Source organism: Bordetella bronchiseptica (genome assembly GCF_900636925.1).
Classification (GTDB): domain Bacteria; phylum Pseudomonadota; class Gammaproteobacteria; order Burkholderiales; family Burkholderiaceae_B; genus Bordetella; species Bordetella pertussis.
Map to the genome: position 1 here is coordinate 2,684,574 of NZ_LR134326.1, position 18,222 is coordinate 2,702,795.

The window sequence follows — 18,222 nt, forward strand, 5'->3', positions numbered from 1 at the left end:
TCCATTTAGAACATATTATATTCCATATGAAACCCCATCGCAAGACCGGGCGCGCCGCGCGCGGGAGCGCCGGCCCCTTATCATAGGCATCTTTCGTATCCCGCAATGCAAGGAAACCTCATGACGGATCGGCAACTCATCGTGCTGGCGGCGCTCAATATCATGGTCGCCGTAGGCGCCGGCGCGTTCGGCGCACACGGCCTCAGGCGCGTGGTCGACCCCACCCTGCTGGCCATCTGGCACACCGGCGTGCTCTATCACCTCATCCACGCGCTCGGCCTGTTCGTCGTCGCCCTGCTGGGCGCGCGCTTCGGCTCGCCGCTGCTGTCGATGGCCGGCCTGGTCATGTTCATCGGCATCCTGCTGTTCTGCGGCAGCCTGTACGTGCTGGTGCTGACCGGCACCCGCTGGCTGGGCGCCGTCACCCCGCTGGGCGGCGTGGCGTTCCTGGCGGCATGGGCGATGGTCGCCTGGGCGGCCTGGCGCGCGCCCGCATGATCGCAACCGCGAACACGCGCGCCGCCTCGCCGCTGGTCGGCATCGCCTGCGTCGCGGTGGGCATCTTCTGTCTTACCCTGAGCGACGCCCAGGCCAAGTGGCTGGGCGAGCGCTACAGCCCGGTGCAGATCCTGTTCCTGCGCGCCCTGATCGCCATGCCCGTCGTGCTGGCGCTGACCGCGTCGCTGGGCGGGCGGCGCGCCCTGCGCACGCAGTATCCGCTGGTGCACCTGGTGCGTGGCGCCATCAACGTCATCTCGGCCACTTTTTTCTACCTGGGCCTGCAGGCGCTGCCGCTGGCCGAGAACGCCGCCATCGCGTTCGCGGCGCCGCTGTTCGTCACCGCGCTGTCGGTGCTGGTCCTGAAGGAGCGCGTGGACGCGGCGCGCTGGCTGGCGGTGGCGGCAGGCTTTGCCGGCGTGCTGGTCATCGTGCGCCCCGGCTCGGCCAGCTTCCAGGCCGCGGCGCTGTGGCCGCTGGCCACGGCGCTGCTGTACGCCGTGATGATGCTGACCGCGCGCGCCATCGGCCGCGGCGAAAGCATGCTGACCACGATGTTCTACATCGTGGCAGGCCAACTGGTGTGCAGCGCCGTGGCCGTGGCCTGGTTCTGGACCACGCCGGTCTGGGCCGACCTGCCCTTTTTCGCCGGCGTGGCGCTGTTCAGCACGCTCGGCCTGACGCTGATCACCCAGGGCTTTCGCATCGGGCCGGCTTCGGTGGTCGCGCCGTTCGACTACACCGGACTGCTGTGGGCCACGCTGCTGGGCTGGCTGTTCTGGCACGAAACGCCGGACCTGCTCGACTGCGTGGGCGCGGCATTCATTGCCGGCAGCGGCCTGTACATCGCCTGGCGCGCCACCAGCCGGCGCCGCAGCTAGGCGCCGGACCGGCTATTCCAGCGGCGGGTCGAAATGGCGCCGCAGCACCTGCGCCACGTTGGGCTCCTCGGCCGCGCGGCGGGCCGCCGCCGCCAGCCTGGGACAGACGCTCTGAAACCATGGCGGCCCCGGCCGCCAGCGCGTCATGACCACGACATACAGGTCCAGCGCGCTGAAACGGCGGCCCAGCACGTGCGGCGCGCCAGCCCCGCGTTCGATCTCCTGCCACAGCTGCGCGCGCCGGTCGTGCACGCGCGTGCGCAGCAGTTCGGCCGCATCGCCCGGCAAGGTCCACTTGGCCGGATCGTCGCCGTAGGTGAAGGTGGCATACACGCCCGCCACCAGGCGCACCAGCGTGTTCCAGAAGCGCGCCCGTTCGGCGCTGCCGGGCGGCGGCGCCAGGCCGGCAGCCGGCGCCACATCGTGCAGGTGCATGACGATGGCCGCGCTTTCGGTCATGACTTCGCCATCGGGCAGCACCAGCGTCGGCACCTGGCCGGTCACGTTCAGGCTCAACAGCCGGTCGCGGCCCGGCCCCGGCTTCAGATAGGGCAAGTCCGTCAGGGTATAGGGCACATTGGCCAGCGCCAGGGCCATCTCGACGATGGCCGACCCGCACCCGCGCGAGCCGATCAGTTCGTACGTGCTCATGATCCGCCTCCTGAAACCGCGGCCGGCGCGACGCGCCATAGCGCGCCCTTGGCCGCATCGGTCAACACATAGATCCCGCCGTCGGGCCCCTGGCGCACATCGCGGATGCGCGCCTTGCGCTCGCCCAGCAGGCGCTCCTCGGCCACGACTCGCTCGCCGTCGAGCTGCAGCCGGATCAGTTCTTCGCTGCCCAATGCGCCGATGAACAGCGAACCGCGCCATTGCGGATACCGGTCCGAGGTGTAGAACGCCATGCCGCTGATGGCCGGCGAGCGCCGCCACCAGTACCGCGGCTCCTGTCCGCCGGGCAGCGTGTCCCCCTTGGCCTCCGGAATCGGCAGGCCCGAGTAATTGATGCCGTGCGTGGCCAGCGGCCAGCCGTAATTGGCGCCGCGCACCACCACGTTGATTTCGTCGCCGCCGCGCGGACCATGCTCGTGCTCCCACAGCTGGCCGTTCCAGGGATTGAGCGCCATGCCCTGCGGATTGCGATGGCCGTACGACCAGATTTCCGGGCGCGCCCCGGCGTGGCCCACGAAGGGATTGTCGGCCGGGACCGATCCGTCGGCATGCAGGCGCACCACCTTGCCCTGCAGCTTGTCCAGGTCCTGCGCCGTGGGCCGGTCATTGTTCTCCCCCAGCGCGACGAACAGGAACCCCTGGCGGTCGAACACCAGGCGCGCGCCGTAGTGCTGGCCGCGCGACAGCTTGGGCTGCTGGCGGAAGATCACGGTGAAGTCGTCCAGCCGCGTCAGGTCGGCCGACAGCCTGCCGCGCCCGACCGCCGTGCCGCTGCGGTCCTCGCCGGCCTCGGCGTACGACAGGTAGACCAGGCGGTCATGCGCGAAATCCGGCGACAGCGCCACATCGAGCAGGCCGCCCTGCCCCTGGGCCGCGACCTTGGGCACGCCCTGCAGCGGCGCCGACAGCGCGCCGCCGGGCGCCAGGTGGCGCAGGCGCCCGGGCCGCTCGGTGATCAGCATGCCGCCATCGGGCAGGAAGGCCAGGGACCAGGGATGCTCGAGCCCGTCGGCCACCTCGGTGACGCGGGCATCGGCCCGCGTCGGCTCGGACGCGACCTGCGCCGCCGTGGCCGGCGCGGCCAGGGCGGCCAGCAGTGCCGGCAGGACGCCATGGCGCATGATCGTGGCAGCAAGTACGCGCAACATCGAAGCCTCCCCGCGACAGGTGGTTGGTGTATGCGACAGGCGGGCCCGCCGGGGGCGCCATCGAACTGGCGTACCATACCCGGGCCGGGGCGCGGCGCGCGCCCCGCTACGGAGACCCTCTACGATGAAACTGTACTACATGGCCGGCGCCTGCTCGCTGGCGGCCCATATCGTGCTGGAATGGATCGGCAAGCCCTACGAGACGCATGCGCTGTCGCGCGAAGCGCTCAAGGAGCCGGCGTTCCTCAAGATCAATCCGCTGGGCGCGGTGCCCGCGCTGACCGAAGGCGATTGGGCCCTGACGCAGAACGCCGCCATCCTCGAATACCTGGCCGAACAGGCGCCCCAGCTGAATCTGCTGGGCGACGGCACGGCGCGCTCGCGCGCCGAGGTGCGCCGCTGGCTGGGTTTCATCAACTCCGACGTGCACAAGACCTTCTCGGCGGTGTTCGGCCCGCAGCGCTTCGTGGCCGACGCCGCGGCGCAGGAGGAAGTGCGCGCCTCGGCCGCCGCCATGCTGCGCGGCCTGTTCGGCCAGCTCGACACCCATCTGCAGGGCCGCTCTTTCCTTGCGGGCGCCCGCCCTTCCATCGCCGACGCCTACCTGTACGTGGTCCTGCGCTGGGCCCACGGCAAGCAGATCGACCTTTCCGGCCAGGACAACCTGGCGGCGTTCTTCGAGCGCATGCAGGCCGACCCGGCGGTGCAAGCCGCGCTGAAGGCCGAAGGGCTTTCGTAATACGCCTGGCGCCCGCAGGGTATGATGCGGGCTCCGATTCACAGATCGACCACCCTGGCGCGCACGGCGCGCGCCGGTGGGCGTCGCCGCGATTGCGGCGCCCTGCGGAAGTACAGATGACAGCCCCCACGCAAAGTTGTTACCTGGGCGTACTCGGCGGCATGGGACCCATGGCCGGCGCGGCATTCGCGCTGCGGCTGGCGGCCCTGACCCCTGCCCAGTCCGACCAGCAGCACATTCCCACGCTGCTGCTCAATGACCCTCGCATTCCCGACCGCAGCAATGCCCGCACGCAGGGCGGCGAAGATCCCCTGCCCGCCATGATCGCGGGCATGCGTTTCCTGCGCGAAGCCGGCGCGCGCCTGATCGCGATCCCGTGCAACACGGCCCATCTCTGGTACGAACCGCTGGCCGCGGTGGCCGGCTGCACCGTGCTGCACATCATCGAAGCCGTGGCGCAGGACCTGCGCCGCCAGGGCCTGCACGGCGGACGCATCGGCCTGATGGGCACCTCGGCCACGCTGGCGCTGGGGCTGTACCAGCAGACGCTGCAGCGCCAGGGCTACAGCTGCATCATTCCCGAGCCCGACGAAGTCGAGCGCTACTGCATGGGTTCGATCCGCGCCGTCAAGGCCAACCGCCTGGACCTCGCCTACGAGCCGGCCGCCGAATGCATCGCCCGCCTGAAAGCGCGCGGCGCCGATGCCGTGGTGCTGGGCTGCACCGAGCTGCCCCTGGCCGTCCCGCACGCCCTGCGGCCGGGCCTGGGAATCAGGCTGACCGACTCCATCGACGCGCTTGCCCTGGCCGCCATCGAACACTACGAGGCCGACCAGCAGGCGCAGAAGCTGGTCGCGTAACGCTGCGCGCGGGTGCCTGTCCCGGCGGGGACAGATACCGTCTTCGATGGCGCACGGCAGTGTGCCTGTCCCAGCGGGGACAGGCACCTCGGCCTACCCGCCCAGATAGGCCTTGCGCACCTGGTCGTTGACCAGCAGGTTGGCGCCCGTGTCGTGCAGCACCACCCGGCCGTTCTCCAGCACGTAGCCGCGGTCGGCCACTTGCAGGGCCTTGTTGGCGTTCTGCTCGACCAGGAACACCGTGACGCCCTGCTCGCGGATGGTGCGGATGATGTCGAAGATCTGCGCGATGATCAACGGCGCCAGGCCCAGCGTGGGTTCGTCCAGCAGCAGCAGCCGAGGCTGCGTCATCAAGGCGCGGCCGATGGCCAGCATCTGCTGCTCGCCGCCCGACATGGTGCCGGCGCGCTGGCCGGCGCGCTCCTTCAGGCGCGGAAACAGCGTGTAGACGTGCTCCAGGCCGGCGTCGACTTCCTCGCGCCTGGAGAAAAAGCCGCCCATCATCAGGTTCTCGGCCACGGTCAGATCCTTGAAGACCCGCCGCCCCTCGGGCGAGATGGCGATGCCGCTGCGCATGATGTGGTGCGTCTCGGCATGCGTGATGTCCTTGCCCTCGAAGGTGATGACGCCTTCGCGCGCGCGCGGGTTGCCGCATACCGTCATGAGCAAGGTGGTCTTGCCCGCGCCGTTGGCGCCGATCAGGGTGACGATCTCGCCCTGCTTGACCTCCACCGATACGCCGTTGAGCGCCTGGATGGCCCCGTAGTAGGTGTGGATGTTTTCCAGCTTCAGCATTTATTCTTCCCCCAGGTACGCCTTGATGACGCGCGGGTCGTTGCGCACCTCATCGGGGATGCCGGTCGTGATGGGCTTGCCGTGTTCCATGACAAGGATGCGGTCGGATATTCCCATGATCAGGCTCATGTCGTGCTCGATCAGCAGCACCGCGACGCCGAACTCGCGCCGCAACTGATCGATCAGCGACTGCAGGTCGCGCTTTTCCTGCGGGTTCAGGCCGGCGGCCGGCTCGTCGAGCATCAGCAGGCGCGGCTTGGTGATCATGCAGCGCGCGATCTCCAGGCGGCGCTGGTGGCCGTACGCCAGGTTGCCCGCCTCGCGGTTGGCGAATTCGCGCAAGCCCATGAAGTCCAGCCATTGGGCCGCTCGCGTCAGCGCCTCGGCTTCGGCCTGCCGGTAGGATTTCAGCTTGAGCAGGCCCGGCAGCAGGCGCGCCTCGACCTGGGTGTGCTGCGCCACCAGCAGGTTCTCCAGCACCGTCAGCTGCTTGAACAGCCGCACGTTCTGGAACGTGCGCACCAGGCCATGGCGCGCCACCTTGTGGCTGGGCATGCCGGTAATCGGCTTGCCGTCCATCACGATCTCGCCGGCGGTCGGCTTGTAGAAGCCACCCACGCAGTTGAACACCGTGGTCTTGCCGGCGCCGTTGGGGCCGATGATGGCGAACACTTCGTCGCGCCTGACCTCGAAGGCCACGCTGTCGACGGCCAGCAGGCCGCCGAAGCGCATGGTCAGTCCGGATACTTTCAACAGGGTTTCGCTCATTTGCGCAGCTCCACATGCGGACGCTTCATGGGCAGCAATCCCTGCGGACGCCACATCATCATCAATACCATCACCAGGCCGAACATCAGCATGCGGTATTCGGCGAACTCGCGCGCCAGCTCCGGCAGCACCGTCAGCAGGATCGCCGCCAGGATCACCCCGATCTGCGAGCCCATCCCGCCCAGCACCACGATGGCCAGGATCAGCGCCGATTCGATGAAGGTGAACGACTCGGGGTTGACCATGCCCTGGCGGGCCGCGAAGAAGGCGCCGCCGAAACCGGCGAACATGGCGCCCAGCGTGAAGGCCGACAGCTTGATGCGCGTGGGGTTCAGGCCCAGCGAGCGGCAGGCGATCTCGTCTTCGCGCAGCGCCTCCCAGGCGCGCCCCACCGGCATGCGGATCAGCCGCGTGGAGACGAACAGCGTCGCCAGCGCCAACGCCAGCGCCATCAGGTACAGGTAGATCACCATGTGCTGGTTCTGGAAGGTCCAGCCCATGATCTCATGGAAGGTCTGGCCGCCTTCCGTGCTGGCGCGGCGCGCCATTTCCATGCCCAGCACGCTGGGCTTGGGCAGGCCGGATATGCCGTCCGGGCCGCCGGTCAGCATGTTCAGGTTGATGAGCAGCAGGCGGATGATTTCGCCAAAGCCCAGCGTGACGATGGCCAGGTAGTCGCCGCGCAGGCGCAGCACCGGAAAGCCCAGCACGAAGCCGAACAGCGCCGCGACCGCGCCCGAGAACGGCAGCGCTTCCCAGAAGCTCCAGCCGCCCCAGTGGTAAAGCAAGGCGTAGGTATAGGCCCCGACCGCGTAAAAGCCCACGAAGCCCAGGTCGAGCAGGCCGGCGAAGCCGACCACGATGTTCAGCCCCAGGCCCAGCATGACGTAGATCAGCACCAGCGTGGCGATGTCCACCGAGCTGCGCCCGCTGAAGAACGGCCAGATCACCGCGACGGCGATCAGCAGCACGACCAGCCATTTGTGGCCGCGCGCCGGCGCCGACGGCAGCGTCGGCAGGCCTGTTTTCAGCGCCTTGAAGGGCTTGGAAATCCATGGGCGCAACAGTTGGAACGCAAAAACCAGCGCGCAGGCCAGCGCGACCAGGTCCCAGCGCGGCTCCATCAGGGTGCGCGCGCCCTGGCGCACCAGCTGCAGGCCGAAGATCGGCGTCACGATGACGGCGGTCATGACCGCGGCGATCGTGGCATTCTTGAGAGGACTTTGTTGGGTCATCAGACTTTTTCCACCTCAGGTTTGCCGAGCAGCCCGGTGGGACGGAACAGCAGGATCAGCACCAGCAGCGCAAAAGCCACGATGTCCTTGTATTGCGATGAGATGTAGGCGGCCGCGAAGGTTTCGGCCAGGCCCAGCAGCACGCCGCCCAGCATCGCGCCGGGAATGCTGCCGATGCCGCCCAGCACCGCGGCGGTGAACGCCTTGATGCCCGCCAGGAAGCCGATGAACGGATTCAGCTTGCCGATGGTGATGGCGATCAGCACGCCTCCCACCGCGGCCAGCATGGCGCCCAGCACGAAGGTGAAGGAAATCACCCGGTTGGTGTCGATGCCCAGCAGGTTGGCCATGTGCATGTCCTGCGAGCAGGCGCGCGAGGCGCGCCCCATGCGCGAATACTTGATGAACAGCGTGAGCGCCACCATCAGCACCACGGTCACCACGATGATCATGATGCGCGAATACGGTACGGTGACGTCGAAGCTGGAACCCATGTGGAACTGCACCGCGCCCGAGACCAGCGCCGGCACGGCCATGTCGCGCGCGCCCTGCCCGAGGGCGACCCAGTTCTGCAGGAAGATCGACATGCCGATGGCCGAGATCAGCGCCACCAGGCGGGGGCTGCCGCGCACGGGCCGGTACGCCACGCGTTCGACGCTATAGCCGTAGACGCCGGTCACGAAGATGGCGACCACCAGCATGGCGGCGATGATGAAAGGCAGCGGCAGGCCGCTGTTGGTGCCGATGGCCGTCAGCGTGACCAGGCCGACGTAGGCGCCGATCATGTAGATCTCGCCGTGGGCGAAGTTGATCATACCGATGATGCCGTAGACCATTGTGTAGCCAATGGCAATCAACGCGTAGATCGCCCCCAGGGACAGTCCGTTGAAGAACTGCTGGGTAAGTTGTGGGATGAGGTCTGACATGTTTACTCGTGCTCCAAATGGCTCCGGCTCCGGTAGTGCGACCCGGAGCCGGAAACCTGGGCGTACGTTGAGGCGCCGGCGGATAGCCGGCCCGTCGCGTGTTTACAGCTGGGTCTTCTTGCCGTTCTTGTCCCACTTGAAGACGGCGAACTCGAAGTCCTTCAGGTCGCCCTTGGCGTCGTACTCGACCTTGCCGATGGCGGTGTTGAAGGTGTTCTTGTGCAGGTGGTCGGCCACCTTGGCGGGGTCTTCGCCCACCGCGTTGATGCTTTCGGCCAGCAGTTGCACCGCGGCATAGGCCGGCATCTGGAACGCGCCGTCGGGGTCGCGCTTGGCGTCCTGGAACGCCTTGACCACCCCTTCATTGCCAGGCAGCTTGGTGAAGTCCGACGGCAGCGTCACCAGCAGCCCGTCGATGGCCGGGCCGGCGATGGCCACCAGGTCCTGGTTGGCGGTGCCTTCCGGTCCCATGAACTGCACGTTCAGGCCTTGTTCGCGCGCCTGGCGCAGCAGCAGGCCCAGCTCGGGGTGGTAGCCGCCGAAGTAGACGAAGTCCACGCCGGCCGACTTCAGCTTGGTGATGATGGCCGAGTAGTCGCTGTCGCCGACGTTGATGCCCTCGAACAGCGCCACGTTGACCTTGTTGCGCTCCAGCGTGTCCTTGACCTGGGTCGCCACGCCCGAGCCGTAGGTCTGCTTGTCGTGCAGCACGGCCACCTTCTTGGGCTTGATCGTGTTGGCGATGTAGCGGGCGGCGAACGGGCCCTGCTGGTCGTCGCGGCCGATGGTGCGGAAGAAGAAATGCGGCTTGATGGTGTCGGTCACCAGCGGCGAGGTGGCGCCCGGGGTGATGGCGACGATGCCTTCCTGTTCGTAGACGTTGACCGCGGCCACCGTCACGCCCGAGCATGCATGCGCCACGGCGAACTTGGCGCCCGAGTTGACCACGCGGTTGGCCGCCGGCACGGCCTGCTTCGGTTCGCAGCCGTCGTCGATCAGGATGGGCTCCAGCTTCTTGCCCTTCACGCCGCCCTTGGCGTTGATGGTTTCGATCGCGGTGAGCGCGCCGGCCTGGATCTGGTCGCCGTATTGGGTATTGGGACCGGTCATGGGCTGGGGAATGCCGATCTTGATCGTGTCGGCGGCATGCACGGCGCCCGCAAAGGCGAGTGCGCCGAGTGCAACGGCAAGCGGGGTAAAGCGTTGCGAAAACTTCATGCGGAATTCTCCCGGCTAGAGGTTTTGAGCGGCTTTGCATCGGACTGCGCAACAGGGTGGGCTGCGCATCGCAACGGGCATTGCCGGCTTCTTGGGCAAAAAAGCAATGTGGCCGGTATTCTGCGAGCTAGGAAGAAGCGTGTCACTGCGTGTAATCCCCAATGTTTGGGACCCCGTCGAAATGCGTGACACATGACGCCGTGAATTGCCGCGCGAGCCTTATACGACGCGGCTTTCACGAAACTTACGCCGCGTCGTCCCAGACCCGGTTCAACGCCCCGTCGAGGCCTGGGCGGGCCGCGCCTCGGCCGGCCGCGCCAGGTTCCACATCAGCGCCCGGAACGGCGCCAGCATGCTGATATTGACGGCCAGCTTGATCGCCAGGTCGCCCAGCATCCAGGTGACCCAGGGCGTATCGGAGCCGGCGAACGCCACGCTGAAGAACACCGCCGTGTCCGCCACCGCCCCGATCACGCCGGAGATCAGCGGAGCGCGCCACCAGCGCTGGTCGCGCAGCCGGTCGAACACCCGGATGTCGATCAACTGCGCGCACAGGTAGGCCAGGCCCGAAGCCAGCGCGATACGCGGCGAGGCCACCCAGACCGACACCGCCAGCGCCGCGGCGAAGCCGAACCAGGCCACCCGGCGCGCCGCGTCCGGCCCGTAGCGCCGGTTCAGCACGTCGGTGACCAGGAATGCCACCGGATAGGACAGGCCGCCCCAGGTCAGCCAGTCGTTCAGGGGCACCTGCACCAGGATATTGGACCCCACCACCACCAGGCCCATGCAAAACACCGCCAGCAGGAACGGGCCGCTGCGCAGCGGCTCGTAGCGGCGCGATGCCGAACTCATCGGCCGAACTCCTCGGCCAGCTCGCGCGACCGGCGCGCGGCGGCCTGCATGGCGCGCTCGACCAGGCCGGCGAAGTCGCCCTGGGCGTACACGTCCAGCGCGGCGGCGGTGGTGCCTCCCTTGGAGGTGACCCGCTCGCGCAGCACGGCCGGCGGTTCATCCGATTGCGCTGCCAGCCGCGTGGCGCCGGCCAGCGTGCCCAGCGCCAGCTGGCGCGCCTGCTCGTCGGTCAGCCCGACGGCGCGGCCGCCGGCGATCAGCGCCTCGATGAACAGGAACACATAGGCCGGGCCGCTGCCCGACAGCGCGGTCACGGCGTCCAGCCCGGCGTCGCCGTCGACCCAGACCACCTCGCCCACCGAAGTGAGCAGCTGGCCGGCCAGTTCGCGGTCCTGCGGGGTCACGCCCGGCAAGGCGGCCAGGCCGGTCATCCCCGCCCCCACCAGCGCCGGCGTATTGGGCATGCAGCGCACCAGGCGCTGCCATGGCTGGCCCGGTTCGCCCAGCCAGCCGGCCAGCGTATCGGCGCGGATGCCCGCCGCCACGCTGACGATCAGCGTGTCCGGGCGCAGCCACGGGCGCGTGCCGGCCACGGCCTCGCGCATATGCTGCGGCTTGACCGCATAGACCCACACCCGGCAGCCTGCCAGGGTGGCGTCCGGCGCCGCCGCGGCGCTCATGCCGCGGGCGCGCCAGCCGGCGTGCGAGTCCGCATTGATGTCGACGACATGGATATTGGCTGCCGGGCAGACCTTGCCGGCCAGGCCGCTGGCCAGGGCGGCGGCCATGTTGCCGCCGCCGATGAACGCGATGGAGAGATCGTTTTTCATAGTGCCGTGATTGTAAACCGCCGCCCCAGGATGCAGAATGGCCTCACCGGGCGATCGGCCCTGGAAGGCAGGCCGGGCGCGGCCCGGCGTTTGACAGCACCGGGCTGTGGTGTAAAAGTCACGCCTTTGTCACAAACAATTCATAAGGTGTCACACTTTCGCATTGCGCGAACCGCCGATGCGATGGTCTACAACCGGAGGAACCCCTTCATGAGATCCCAACGTCTAGCGCTCACTTTCGCCGCCGTCATGGCCGCGTTCGCCGGTGCCTCGGCGCACGCCGCCACTGAAATCCAGTTCTGGCACTCGATGGAAGGCGCGCTCGGCGATCGCGTCAACGGCCTGGTCGAGGAGTTCAACAAGCAGAACGCCGACTACCAGATCAAGGCGGTCTACAAGGGCAACTACGGCGAATCGATGAACGCCGGCATCGCGGCCTTTCGCGCCGGCAACGCGCCGGACATCCTGCAAGTGTTCGAAGTCGGCACCGCCACCATGATGTACGCCAAGGGCGCCATCAAGCCGGTGCAGCAGATGTCCGAGGAAGTGGGCGACCCCATCGATCCCAAGCAATTCATCGGCGCGGTCGCGGGGTACTACTCGTCGCCCGAGGGCAAGCTGGTATCCATGCCCTTCAACAGCTCCACCGTGGTGTTCTACTACAACAAGGACGCCTTCAAGAAGGCCGGCCTGGACGCCGACAAGCCGCCCAAGACCTGGGAAGAGCTGGCCGCCGCCGGCCAGAAGCTGAAGGCAGCCGGCCAGGAATGCGGCTACACCACCTCCTGGCCGTCCTGGGTGCAGCTGGAGACCTTCTCGGCCTGGCACAACGTGCCCTATGCCACCAAGGACAACGGCTTCGCCGGCCTGGACGCCCGCCTGGCGGTCGACACGCCCCTGCACGTGCGCCATCTCGACAACCTCGCCAAGCTGGCCAAGGAAGGCATCTTCATGTACGGCGGGCGCGGCGACGAGCCCAACTCGCTGTTCATCAGCGGCAAGTGCGCCATGATCACCGGCTCGAGCGGCCTGCGCGCCAACATCGCCAAGAACGCCAAGTTCGAGTTCGGCACCTCGACCCTGCCCTACTACAGCGACGTGCAGGGCGCGCCGCAGAACACCATCATCGGCGGCGCCTCGCTGTGGGTCTTCGCCAACAAGAAACCCGAGACCTACAAGGGCGTGACCAAGTTCTTCAAGTTCCTGGCCAGCCCCGAGATCGCCGCCCGCTGGCACCAGCAGACCGGCTACGTGCCGGTGACCAAGGCCGCCTACGAACTGACGCAGAAGCAGGGCTTCTACGACAAGAATCCCGGCACCGACGTCGGCGTCAAGCAGCTGAACGTGGAAACCACCGCGCAGTCGCGCGGCCTGCGCCTGGGCTACCTGCCGCAGATCCGCGAGATCGAGGACGCCGAGATCGAGCGCATCGTCGCGGGCAAGGTGCCGGCCAAGGACGGCCTGCAGAGCATCGTCAAGCGCGGCAACGAGCTGCTGGAGAAGTTCGAGAAAAGTGTAAAGTAGCGGGCTTTTCGCCCGGCGCCAGGCGGCCTGGCGCATGATGCGTCATGCGCCGCCGCAAACGGGCCCTGACTTCGCGGCATGAGCGGGTTCGGAGCCTCGTGCGTTTGGCCTGTGCCTGTAGCGGCCGGCCGGCATTACCGGCCGGCCGCCTGTATTCTCACCTGGACTTCCGCTCCATGGAAAAACGCGTCGTATTCGGCCACAAGACACTGCCCTACCTGCTGCTGGCGCCGCAGATCATCATCACCATCGTCTTCTTCTTCCTGCCGGCGGGCCAGGCCATGTGGCAATCCCTGCGCCTGGAAGATGCCTTCGGACTGTCGTCGGAGTTCGTCGGGCTGGCCAACTTCGCCGACCTGTTCTCGCAGCAAAGCTATCTGGACTCCTTCCGCGTCACCGCCGTGTTCTCGGCGCTGGTGGCCTTCGTCGGGCTGGCGGTCTCGCTGCTGCTGGCCGTGATGGCCGACCGCGTGCTGCGCGGCGCCGGCCTGTACAAGACCCTGCTCATCTGGCCCTACGCCGTGGCGCCGGCGGTAGTGGGCGTGCTGTGGCTGTTCCTGTTCTCGCCTTCGGTCGGCATCCTGGCCGTGGCGCTCAACGGCATGGGCGTGAACTGGAACCCCCGCCTCGATGGCGACCAGGCCCTCATCCTGGTGCTGATCGCCGCGGTGTGGAAGCAGATCTCGTACAACTTCCTGTTCTTCCTGGCCGGGCTGCAATCGATCCCGCGCTCGCTGATCGAGGCGGCCGCCATCGACGGCGCCTCGCCCGCGCGCCGCTTCTGGACCATCGTGTTTCCCCTGCTCTCGCCCACCACCTTCTTCCTGCTGGTGGTCAATATCATCTACGCGTTCTTCGATACGTTCGCGGTCATCGACACGACCACGCAGGGCGGCCCCGGCACGGCCACTTCCATCCTGGTCTACAAGGTCTACAGCGACGGCTTCCGCGGGCTGGACCTGGGCTCCTCGGCGGCGCAGTCCGTCGTGCTGATGGCCATCGTGGTGGCGCTCACCGTGCTGCAGTTCCGCTACATCGACCGCAAGGTCCAGTATTGAAAGCAGAAGGTCAACAACCATGGTAGAACGTCGTCCCTGGCTGGACATCCTGGCCCACTTCATCCTGCTGTGCGGGGTGGCGCTGGTGGCCTTCCCGATATACGTCACCTTCGTGGCTTCCACGCAGACGGCGCAGGAAGTCGCCTCGGCGCCCATGTCGCTGATTCCCGGCAAGCATTTCGTCGACAACTACATGCAGGCGCTGTTCGCCGGTTCGGGCGGCGGCTCGTACGGCGCGCCGGTGGGCCGCATGATGTATGTAAGCCTGATCATGGCGCTGGCGATCTCGCTGGGCAAGATCGCCATCTCGCTGCTGTCGGCGTTCGCGGTGGTGTATTTCCGCTTCCCCGGCCGCATGTTCTTCTTCTGGATGATCTTCGTCACGCTGATGCTGCCCGTGGAGGTGCGCATCGCGCCCACCTACAAGGTGGTGGCCGACCTGGGCCTGCTCAACAGCTACGCCGGCCTGACGCTGCCGCTGATCGCCTCGGCCACGGCCACCTTCCTGTTCCGCCAGTTCTTCCTGACCGTGCCCGACGAACTGGTCGAGGCCGCGCGCATCGACGGCGCCGGCCCGATGCGGTTCTTCCGCGACGTGCTGCTGCCGCTGTCGCGCACCAGCATCGCGGCCCTGTTCGTGATCCAGTTCATCTATGGCTGGAACCAGTACCTGTGGCCGCTGCTGATCACCACCCAGGAAGACATGTATCCCGTGGTCATCGGCATCAAGCGCATGATCAGCGGGGGCGACAGCGTCACCGAATGGAATATCACCATGGCCACCGCGATCCTGGCCATGATCCCGCCCGCGCTGGTGGTCATCCTGATGCAGAAATGGTTCGTCAAGGGTCTGGTCGACACCGAGAAGTAAGCCGCCGCCCGCCCGCCTTCCGCCCCAGAATCACGCAGACGATTACATCCGTATGGCTACTCTCAGCTTTCGCAACGTCAAGAAAACCTATGCCGGCAACGTGCCGGTGATCCACGGCATCGACATGGACGTCGCCGATGGCGAGTTCATCGTCATCGTCGGCCCGTCGGGCTGCGGCAAATCCACCCTGATGCGCATGGTGGCCGGCCTGGAAACCGTCACCGAGGGCGAGATCCTCATCGACGACAAGGTCGTCAACACGCTGGAGCCGGCCGAGCGCGATATCGCCATGGTGTTCCAGAACTATGCGCTCTACCCGCACATGAGCGTGTTCGACAACATGGCCTACGGCCTGAAGATCCGCAGGCTGCCCAAGGACGAGATCCGCAAGCGCGTCGAGGCCGCCGCGCAGATCCTCGAGCTGGGCAAGCTGCTGGACCGGCGCCCGCGCGCCCTGTCCGGCGGCCAGCGCCAGCGCGTGGCCATGGGCCGCGCCATCGTGCGCGAACCCAAGGTATTCCTGTTCGACGAGCCGCTGTCCAACCTGGACGCCAAGCTGCGCGTGGCGATGCGGCTGGAAATCCTCAAGCTGCATCGCCGCCTGAACACCACCAGCCTGTACGTCACGCACGACCAGGTCGAGGCCATGACGCTGGCGCACCGCATGGTGGTGATGTACCAGGGCGTGCCCGAGCAGATCGGCACACCGATGGAGGTGTTCGAGAAGCCGGCCTCGACCTTCGTGGCGGGCTTCATCGGCTCGCCGCCCATGAATCTGCTGGAAGTCGCCGTGGGCGGCGACGGCATCGTGCATACCAGCGATGGCATCGCGCTCGACATTTCGCCGCTGGCCGTGCCGCAACAGGTGCGCGGCCGCAAGGTCGTCATGGGCCTGCGTCCCGAGCACATGCTGCTCAACGCGCAGGGCCTGGCCGCCGAAATCGAAATGATCGAGACACTGGGCTCCGAGCAACTCGTCCATGGCCGCTGCGGCAAGCACATGGTGGTGGTGCGCTGCAGCACCCGCCAGTTTTCCGAGACGCCCGCCCGGGTCGGCGACACGCTGACCATCGGCCCCGACGGCCGCCACCCCCTGCACTGGTTCGAGGCCGATACCGGCCGCCGCGTCGAAGGGCTCTGACGTATTCGGTGCCTGTCCCCGCCGGGCCGAGGTGCCTGCCCCGGCGGGCCAAGGTGCCTGTTCCCGCCGGGCCAAGGTACCTGTCCCCGCGGGGACAGGCACCCTTGCCGCAGCGGGGACAGGCGCCCGTGCGCGGCGAGCCGCGCGCATGCGCCTTACTTGTACGACGTCTTGCTGCCGTCCTTGTGCCAGGTGAACACCTCGAACTCGAACGCGTTCAAGTCGCCCTGCTTGTTCCACGAGGTCTTGCCGATCGGCGTCTGGAAACTGTTGGCGTGCAGGTACTGGGCCACCTTGGTGGGATCCTCGCTGCCGGCGCCCTTGATGCCGTCGGCGATCACCTGCGTGGCCGCGTAGGCGGTCAGCTGGAACGCGCCGCTGGCGTCGCGCTTCTTGTCCTTGAACGCCTTGACGATCTCGGCGTTGGCCGGGTTGAGCGTGAAGTCGGCCGGCAAGGTCAGCAGCATGCCTTCGACGGCGGGACCGGCGATGGCGTTGATGTCCGGGTTGCCCACGCCTTCCGGCCCCATGAACTTGGCATCCAGGCCCTGCTCGGCGCCCTGGCGCAGCAGCAGGCCCATCTCGGGGTGATAGCCGCCGTAGTACACGAAGTCGACCTTGGCGGCCTTCAGCTTGGTGATCACCGCCGAATAATCGCTGTCGCCGGCGTTGATGCCTTCGAAGATGACGACCTTGGTGCCGTTCTTCTCCAGCGTGTCCTTGACGGCGGTGGCGATGCCCTGGCCGTACGACTGCTTGTCGTGGATCACGGCCACCGTCTTGGGCTTGATCTTCTCCAGGATGAACTTGGCCGCCGCCGGGCCCTGCTGGTCGTCGCGGCCGATGGTACGGAAGATGAACTCGTAGTTCTTGCCGTCGGTGACCGCCGGCGAGGTGGCCGAAGGCGTCACCATGACCACGCCTTCATTGTTGTAGATCTCGGTGGCGGCGATGGTCGCGCCCGAGCATACGTGGCCCACCACGAAGCCGATCTTGTCGTTGACCACGCGGTTGGCGGCCACCGGGCCCTGCTTCGGTTCGCAGCCGTCATCGATGACCACGGCCTCCAGCTTCTTGCCGTTGACGCCGCCGGTGGCGTTGATACGCTCGATCGCCGTATCCACGCCCTCGCGCACCATGTCCCCATACTGGGTGACCTGGCCGGTGGTGGGGCCGACCACGGCGATCTTGATCGTCTGCGCGTGGGCGCCGGCCGACATGGCGATACCTGCCGCCATGCCCAGCGCCGCGATCACCGGCGTGAAACGAAATGCCTTGTTCATATGCCTGCTCCTTGGCTTTTAATCATTGATATCGACCGGCCTGGCGCGTGGACCGGCAATGCCCGCCCGCGCCCGGCCTATAGCAGGGCAAGCATACACTGAAAGGCCCTGTTTCCGGGCATGTTGCGGCGCGTCCCGGAAGCCTCGCGCAGCCGTTCGTTATACCCGCGCGCGTATATGCAATGGAGCATTTCTTCGTTTGCGTTCATAAGCGGCGACGGCATCATCAGGCCCATGAGACTCCAACCCATCATCGTCCCCGGATGGCAAGGTTCCGGCCCCGGACACTGGCAGACGCACTGGAGCCGCACGCTGCCGCATGCCGTGCGGCTGCAGCAACGCGACTGGCACCAGCCGCAGCGCGCCGAATGGGTCGCGGCCCTGGCCGCCGCCGTCGACGCCGCGCCTACGCCGGTGCTGCTGGTCGCCCATAGCCTGGGCTGCCTGGTCAGCGCGGCGCTGCCGATCGCGCTGCGCGCCAAGGTGGCGGGCGCCCTGCTGGTGGCGCCGGCCGATGTCGAGCGGCCCGGCGCGCCCGCCGCCATCGCCGCCTTCGGCCCGGTGCCGCGGCAATCGCTGCCGTACCAAAGCGTGGTGATCGCCAGCGACGACGATCCCTACTGCCGGCTGGAGCGCGCGCGCCAGTTCGCCCAGGACTGGGGCAGTCGGCTGGTGGTGCTGCAGGGCGCCGGCCATATCAACGCCGACAGCCAATTGGGCGCATGGCCGCAGGGCTTGAAACAACTGGCCGCGCTGCGCCGGCGCGCCTGCTGGCGCATCAGCCCGCCAGCCGAGAAAATCCCGCCAGTGCCCGCCGGCATCATGGCGCCGCCGCGCTACGGCTAGCGCACGCGCGCGCGGCCTGCCGATATTAACGGACGCCTGGCGTCCGTTAATATTTTTGCGCACGGAAAAAATAGCCT

General features: G+C 67.4%; 19 protein-coding genes. 9 read left to right on the forward strand and 10 right to left on the reverse strand.

Annotation, left to right across the window (positions count from 1 at the left end; all coding sequences use genetic code 11):
* Positions 1-120: 120 nt before the first annotated feature.
* Both EL288_RS12570 and EL288_RS12575 read left to right on the forward strand, forming a co-directional pair.
* Positions 121-498, forward strand: coding sequence for a DUF423 domain-containing protein (locus EL288_RS12570; protein ID WP_003811293.1), 378 nt, complete (start codon positions 121-123; stop codon positions 496-498).
* Positions 495-1,379, forward strand: coding sequence for a DMT family transporter (locus tag EL288_RS12575; protein ID WP_003817609.1), 885 nt, complete (start codon positions 495-497; stop codon positions 1,377-1,379). The genes EL288_RS12570 and EL288_RS12575 overlap by 4 nt, the downstream gene beginning before the upstream one ends.
* 12 nt (positions 1,380-1,391) lie before the next feature.
* Here the strand turns inward: EL288_RS12575 and EL288_RS12580 are convergent, their stop codons facing one another.
* Positions 1,392-2,030, reverse strand: a complete 639-nt coding sequence (locus EL288_RS12580; protein ID WP_003811288.1) for a glutathione S-transferase — start codon at positions 2,028-2,030, stop codon at positions 1,392-1,394.
* Complete coding sequence (locus EL288_RS12585) at positions 2,027-3,199, reverse strand: PQQ-dependent sugar dehydrogenase (protein ID WP_033466991.1); 1,173 nt, start codon at positions 3,197-3,199, stop codon at positions 2,027-2,029. Before EL288_RS12585 ends, EL288_RS12580 begins: the two co-directional genes overlap by 4 nt.
* A gap of 124 nt (positions 3,200-3,323) precedes the next feature.
* Between EL288_RS12585 and EL288_RS12590 the strand changes: the two genes are divergently transcribed.
* Both EL288_RS12590 and cuyB read left to right on the forward strand, forming a co-directional pair.
* A complete protein-coding gene (locus tag EL288_RS12590; protein ID WP_003811283.1) occupies positions 3,324-3,938 on the forward strand; it encodes a glutathione S-transferase family protein in 615 nt (204 codons plus the stop codon).
* 116 nt (positions 3,939-4,054) lie between these two features.
* A complete protein-coding gene (gene cuyB, locus EL288_RS12595) occupies positions 4,055-4,798 on the forward strand; it encodes a cysteate racemase (protein ID WP_003811281.1) in 744 nt (247 codons plus the stop codon).
* A 93-nt stretch (positions 4,799-4,891) separates the two neighbouring features.
* Here the strand turns inward: cuyB and EL288_RS12600 are convergent, their stop codons facing one another.
* The 7 genes from EL288_RS12600 to proC form a co-directional block, all read right to left on the reverse strand.
* Positions 4,892-5,593, reverse strand: coding sequence for an ABC transporter ATP-binding protein (locus EL288_RS12600; protein ID WP_003811279.1), 702 nt, complete (start codon positions 5,591-5,593; stop codon positions 4,892-4,894).
* A complete protein-coding gene (gene livG, locus EL288_RS12605; RefSeq protein WP_003811277.1) occupies positions 5,594-6,361 on the reverse strand; it encodes a high-affinity branched-chain amino acid ABC transporter ATP-binding protein LivG in 768 nt (255 codons plus the stop codon).
* A complete protein-coding gene (locus tag EL288_RS12610) occupies positions 6,358-7,596 on the reverse strand; it encodes a high-affinity branched-chain amino acid ABC transporter permease LivM (RefSeq protein ID WP_003811274.1) in 1,239 nt (412 codons plus the stop codon). The genes livG and EL288_RS12610 overlap by 4 nt, the downstream gene beginning before the upstream one ends.
* Complete coding sequence (gene livH, locus EL288_RS12615; protein ID WP_003811272.1) at positions 7,596-8,522, reverse strand: high-affinity branched-chain amino acid ABC transporter permease LivH; 927 nt, start codon at positions 8,520-8,522, stop codon at positions 7,596-7,598. Before livH ends, EL288_RS12610 begins: the two co-directional genes overlap by 1 nt.
* 102 nt (positions 8,523-8,624) lie before the next feature.
* A complete protein-coding gene (locus EL288_RS12620) occupies positions 8,625-9,740 on the reverse strand; it encodes a branched-chain amino acid ABC transporter substrate-binding protein (RefSeq protein ID WP_003811271.1) in 1,116 nt (371 codons plus the stop codon).
* A gap of 270 nt (positions 9,741-10,010) precedes the next feature.
* Positions 10,011-10,592: a queuosine precursor transporter gene (locus tag EL288_RS12625; protein WP_003811269.1), complete on the reverse strand. Its 582-nt coding sequence runs from the start codon at positions 10,590-10,592 to the stop codon at positions 10,011-10,013.
* Positions 10,589-11,422, reverse strand: a complete 834-nt coding sequence (gene proC, locus EL288_RS12630; RefSeq protein ID WP_003811267.1) for a pyrroline-5-carboxylate reductase — start codon at positions 11,420-11,422, stop codon at positions 10,589-10,591. Before proC ends, EL288_RS12625 begins: the two co-directional genes overlap by 4 nt.
* A 210-nt stretch (positions 11,423-11,632) precedes the next feature.
* Between proC and ugpB the strand changes: the two genes are divergently transcribed.
* From ugpB to EL288_RS12650, 4 genes are all read left to right on the forward strand, one after another.
* Positions 11,633-12,946, forward strand: a complete 1,314-nt coding sequence (ugpB, locus tag EL288_RS12635) for a sn-glycerol-3-phosphate ABC transporter substrate-binding protein UgpB (RefSeq protein ID WP_003811264.1) — start codon at positions 11,633-11,635, stop codon at positions 12,944-12,946.
* Between the two features lie 176 nt (positions 12,947-13,122).
* Entirely contained in the window at positions 13,123-14,004 is an 882-nt protein-coding gene (gene ugpA, locus EL288_RS12640) for a sn-glycerol-3-phosphate ABC transporter permease UgpA (protein WP_003811262.1), read from the forward strand.
* A gap of 19 nt (positions 14,005-14,023) precedes the next feature.
* Entirely contained in the window at positions 14,024-14,875 is an 852-nt protein-coding gene (gene ugpE / locus EL288_RS12645) for a sn-glycerol-3-phosphate ABC transporter permease UgpE (protein WP_003811259.1), read from the forward strand.
* A gap of 52 nt (positions 14,876-14,927) precedes the next feature.
* Complete coding sequence (locus EL288_RS12650; protein WP_003811254.1) at positions 14,928-16,016, forward strand: sn-glycerol-3-phosphate import ATP-binding protein UgpC; 1,089 nt, start codon at positions 14,928-14,930, stop codon at positions 16,014-16,016.
* A 155-nt stretch (positions 16,017-16,171) separates the two neighbouring features.
* Here EL288_RS12650 and EL288_RS12655 read toward each other — a convergent pair whose 3' ends face one another.
* A complete protein-coding gene (locus tag EL288_RS12655; protein WP_003811246.1) occupies positions 16,172-17,299 on the reverse strand; it encodes a branched-chain amino acid ABC transporter substrate-binding protein in 1,128 nt (375 codons plus the stop codon).
* 234 nt (positions 17,300-17,533) lie between these two features.
* Here EL288_RS12655 and EL288_RS12660 point away from each other — a divergent pair, with 234 nt between their 5' ends.
* Positions 17,534-18,145 (forward strand): RBBP9/YdeN family alpha/beta hydrolase, encoded by a 612-nt coding sequence (locus EL288_RS12660; protein ID WP_003811244.1) that lies wholly within the window; start codon positions 17,534-17,536, stop codon positions 18,143-18,145.
* The last annotated feature ends 77 nt before the right edge of the window (positions 18,146-18,222 follow it).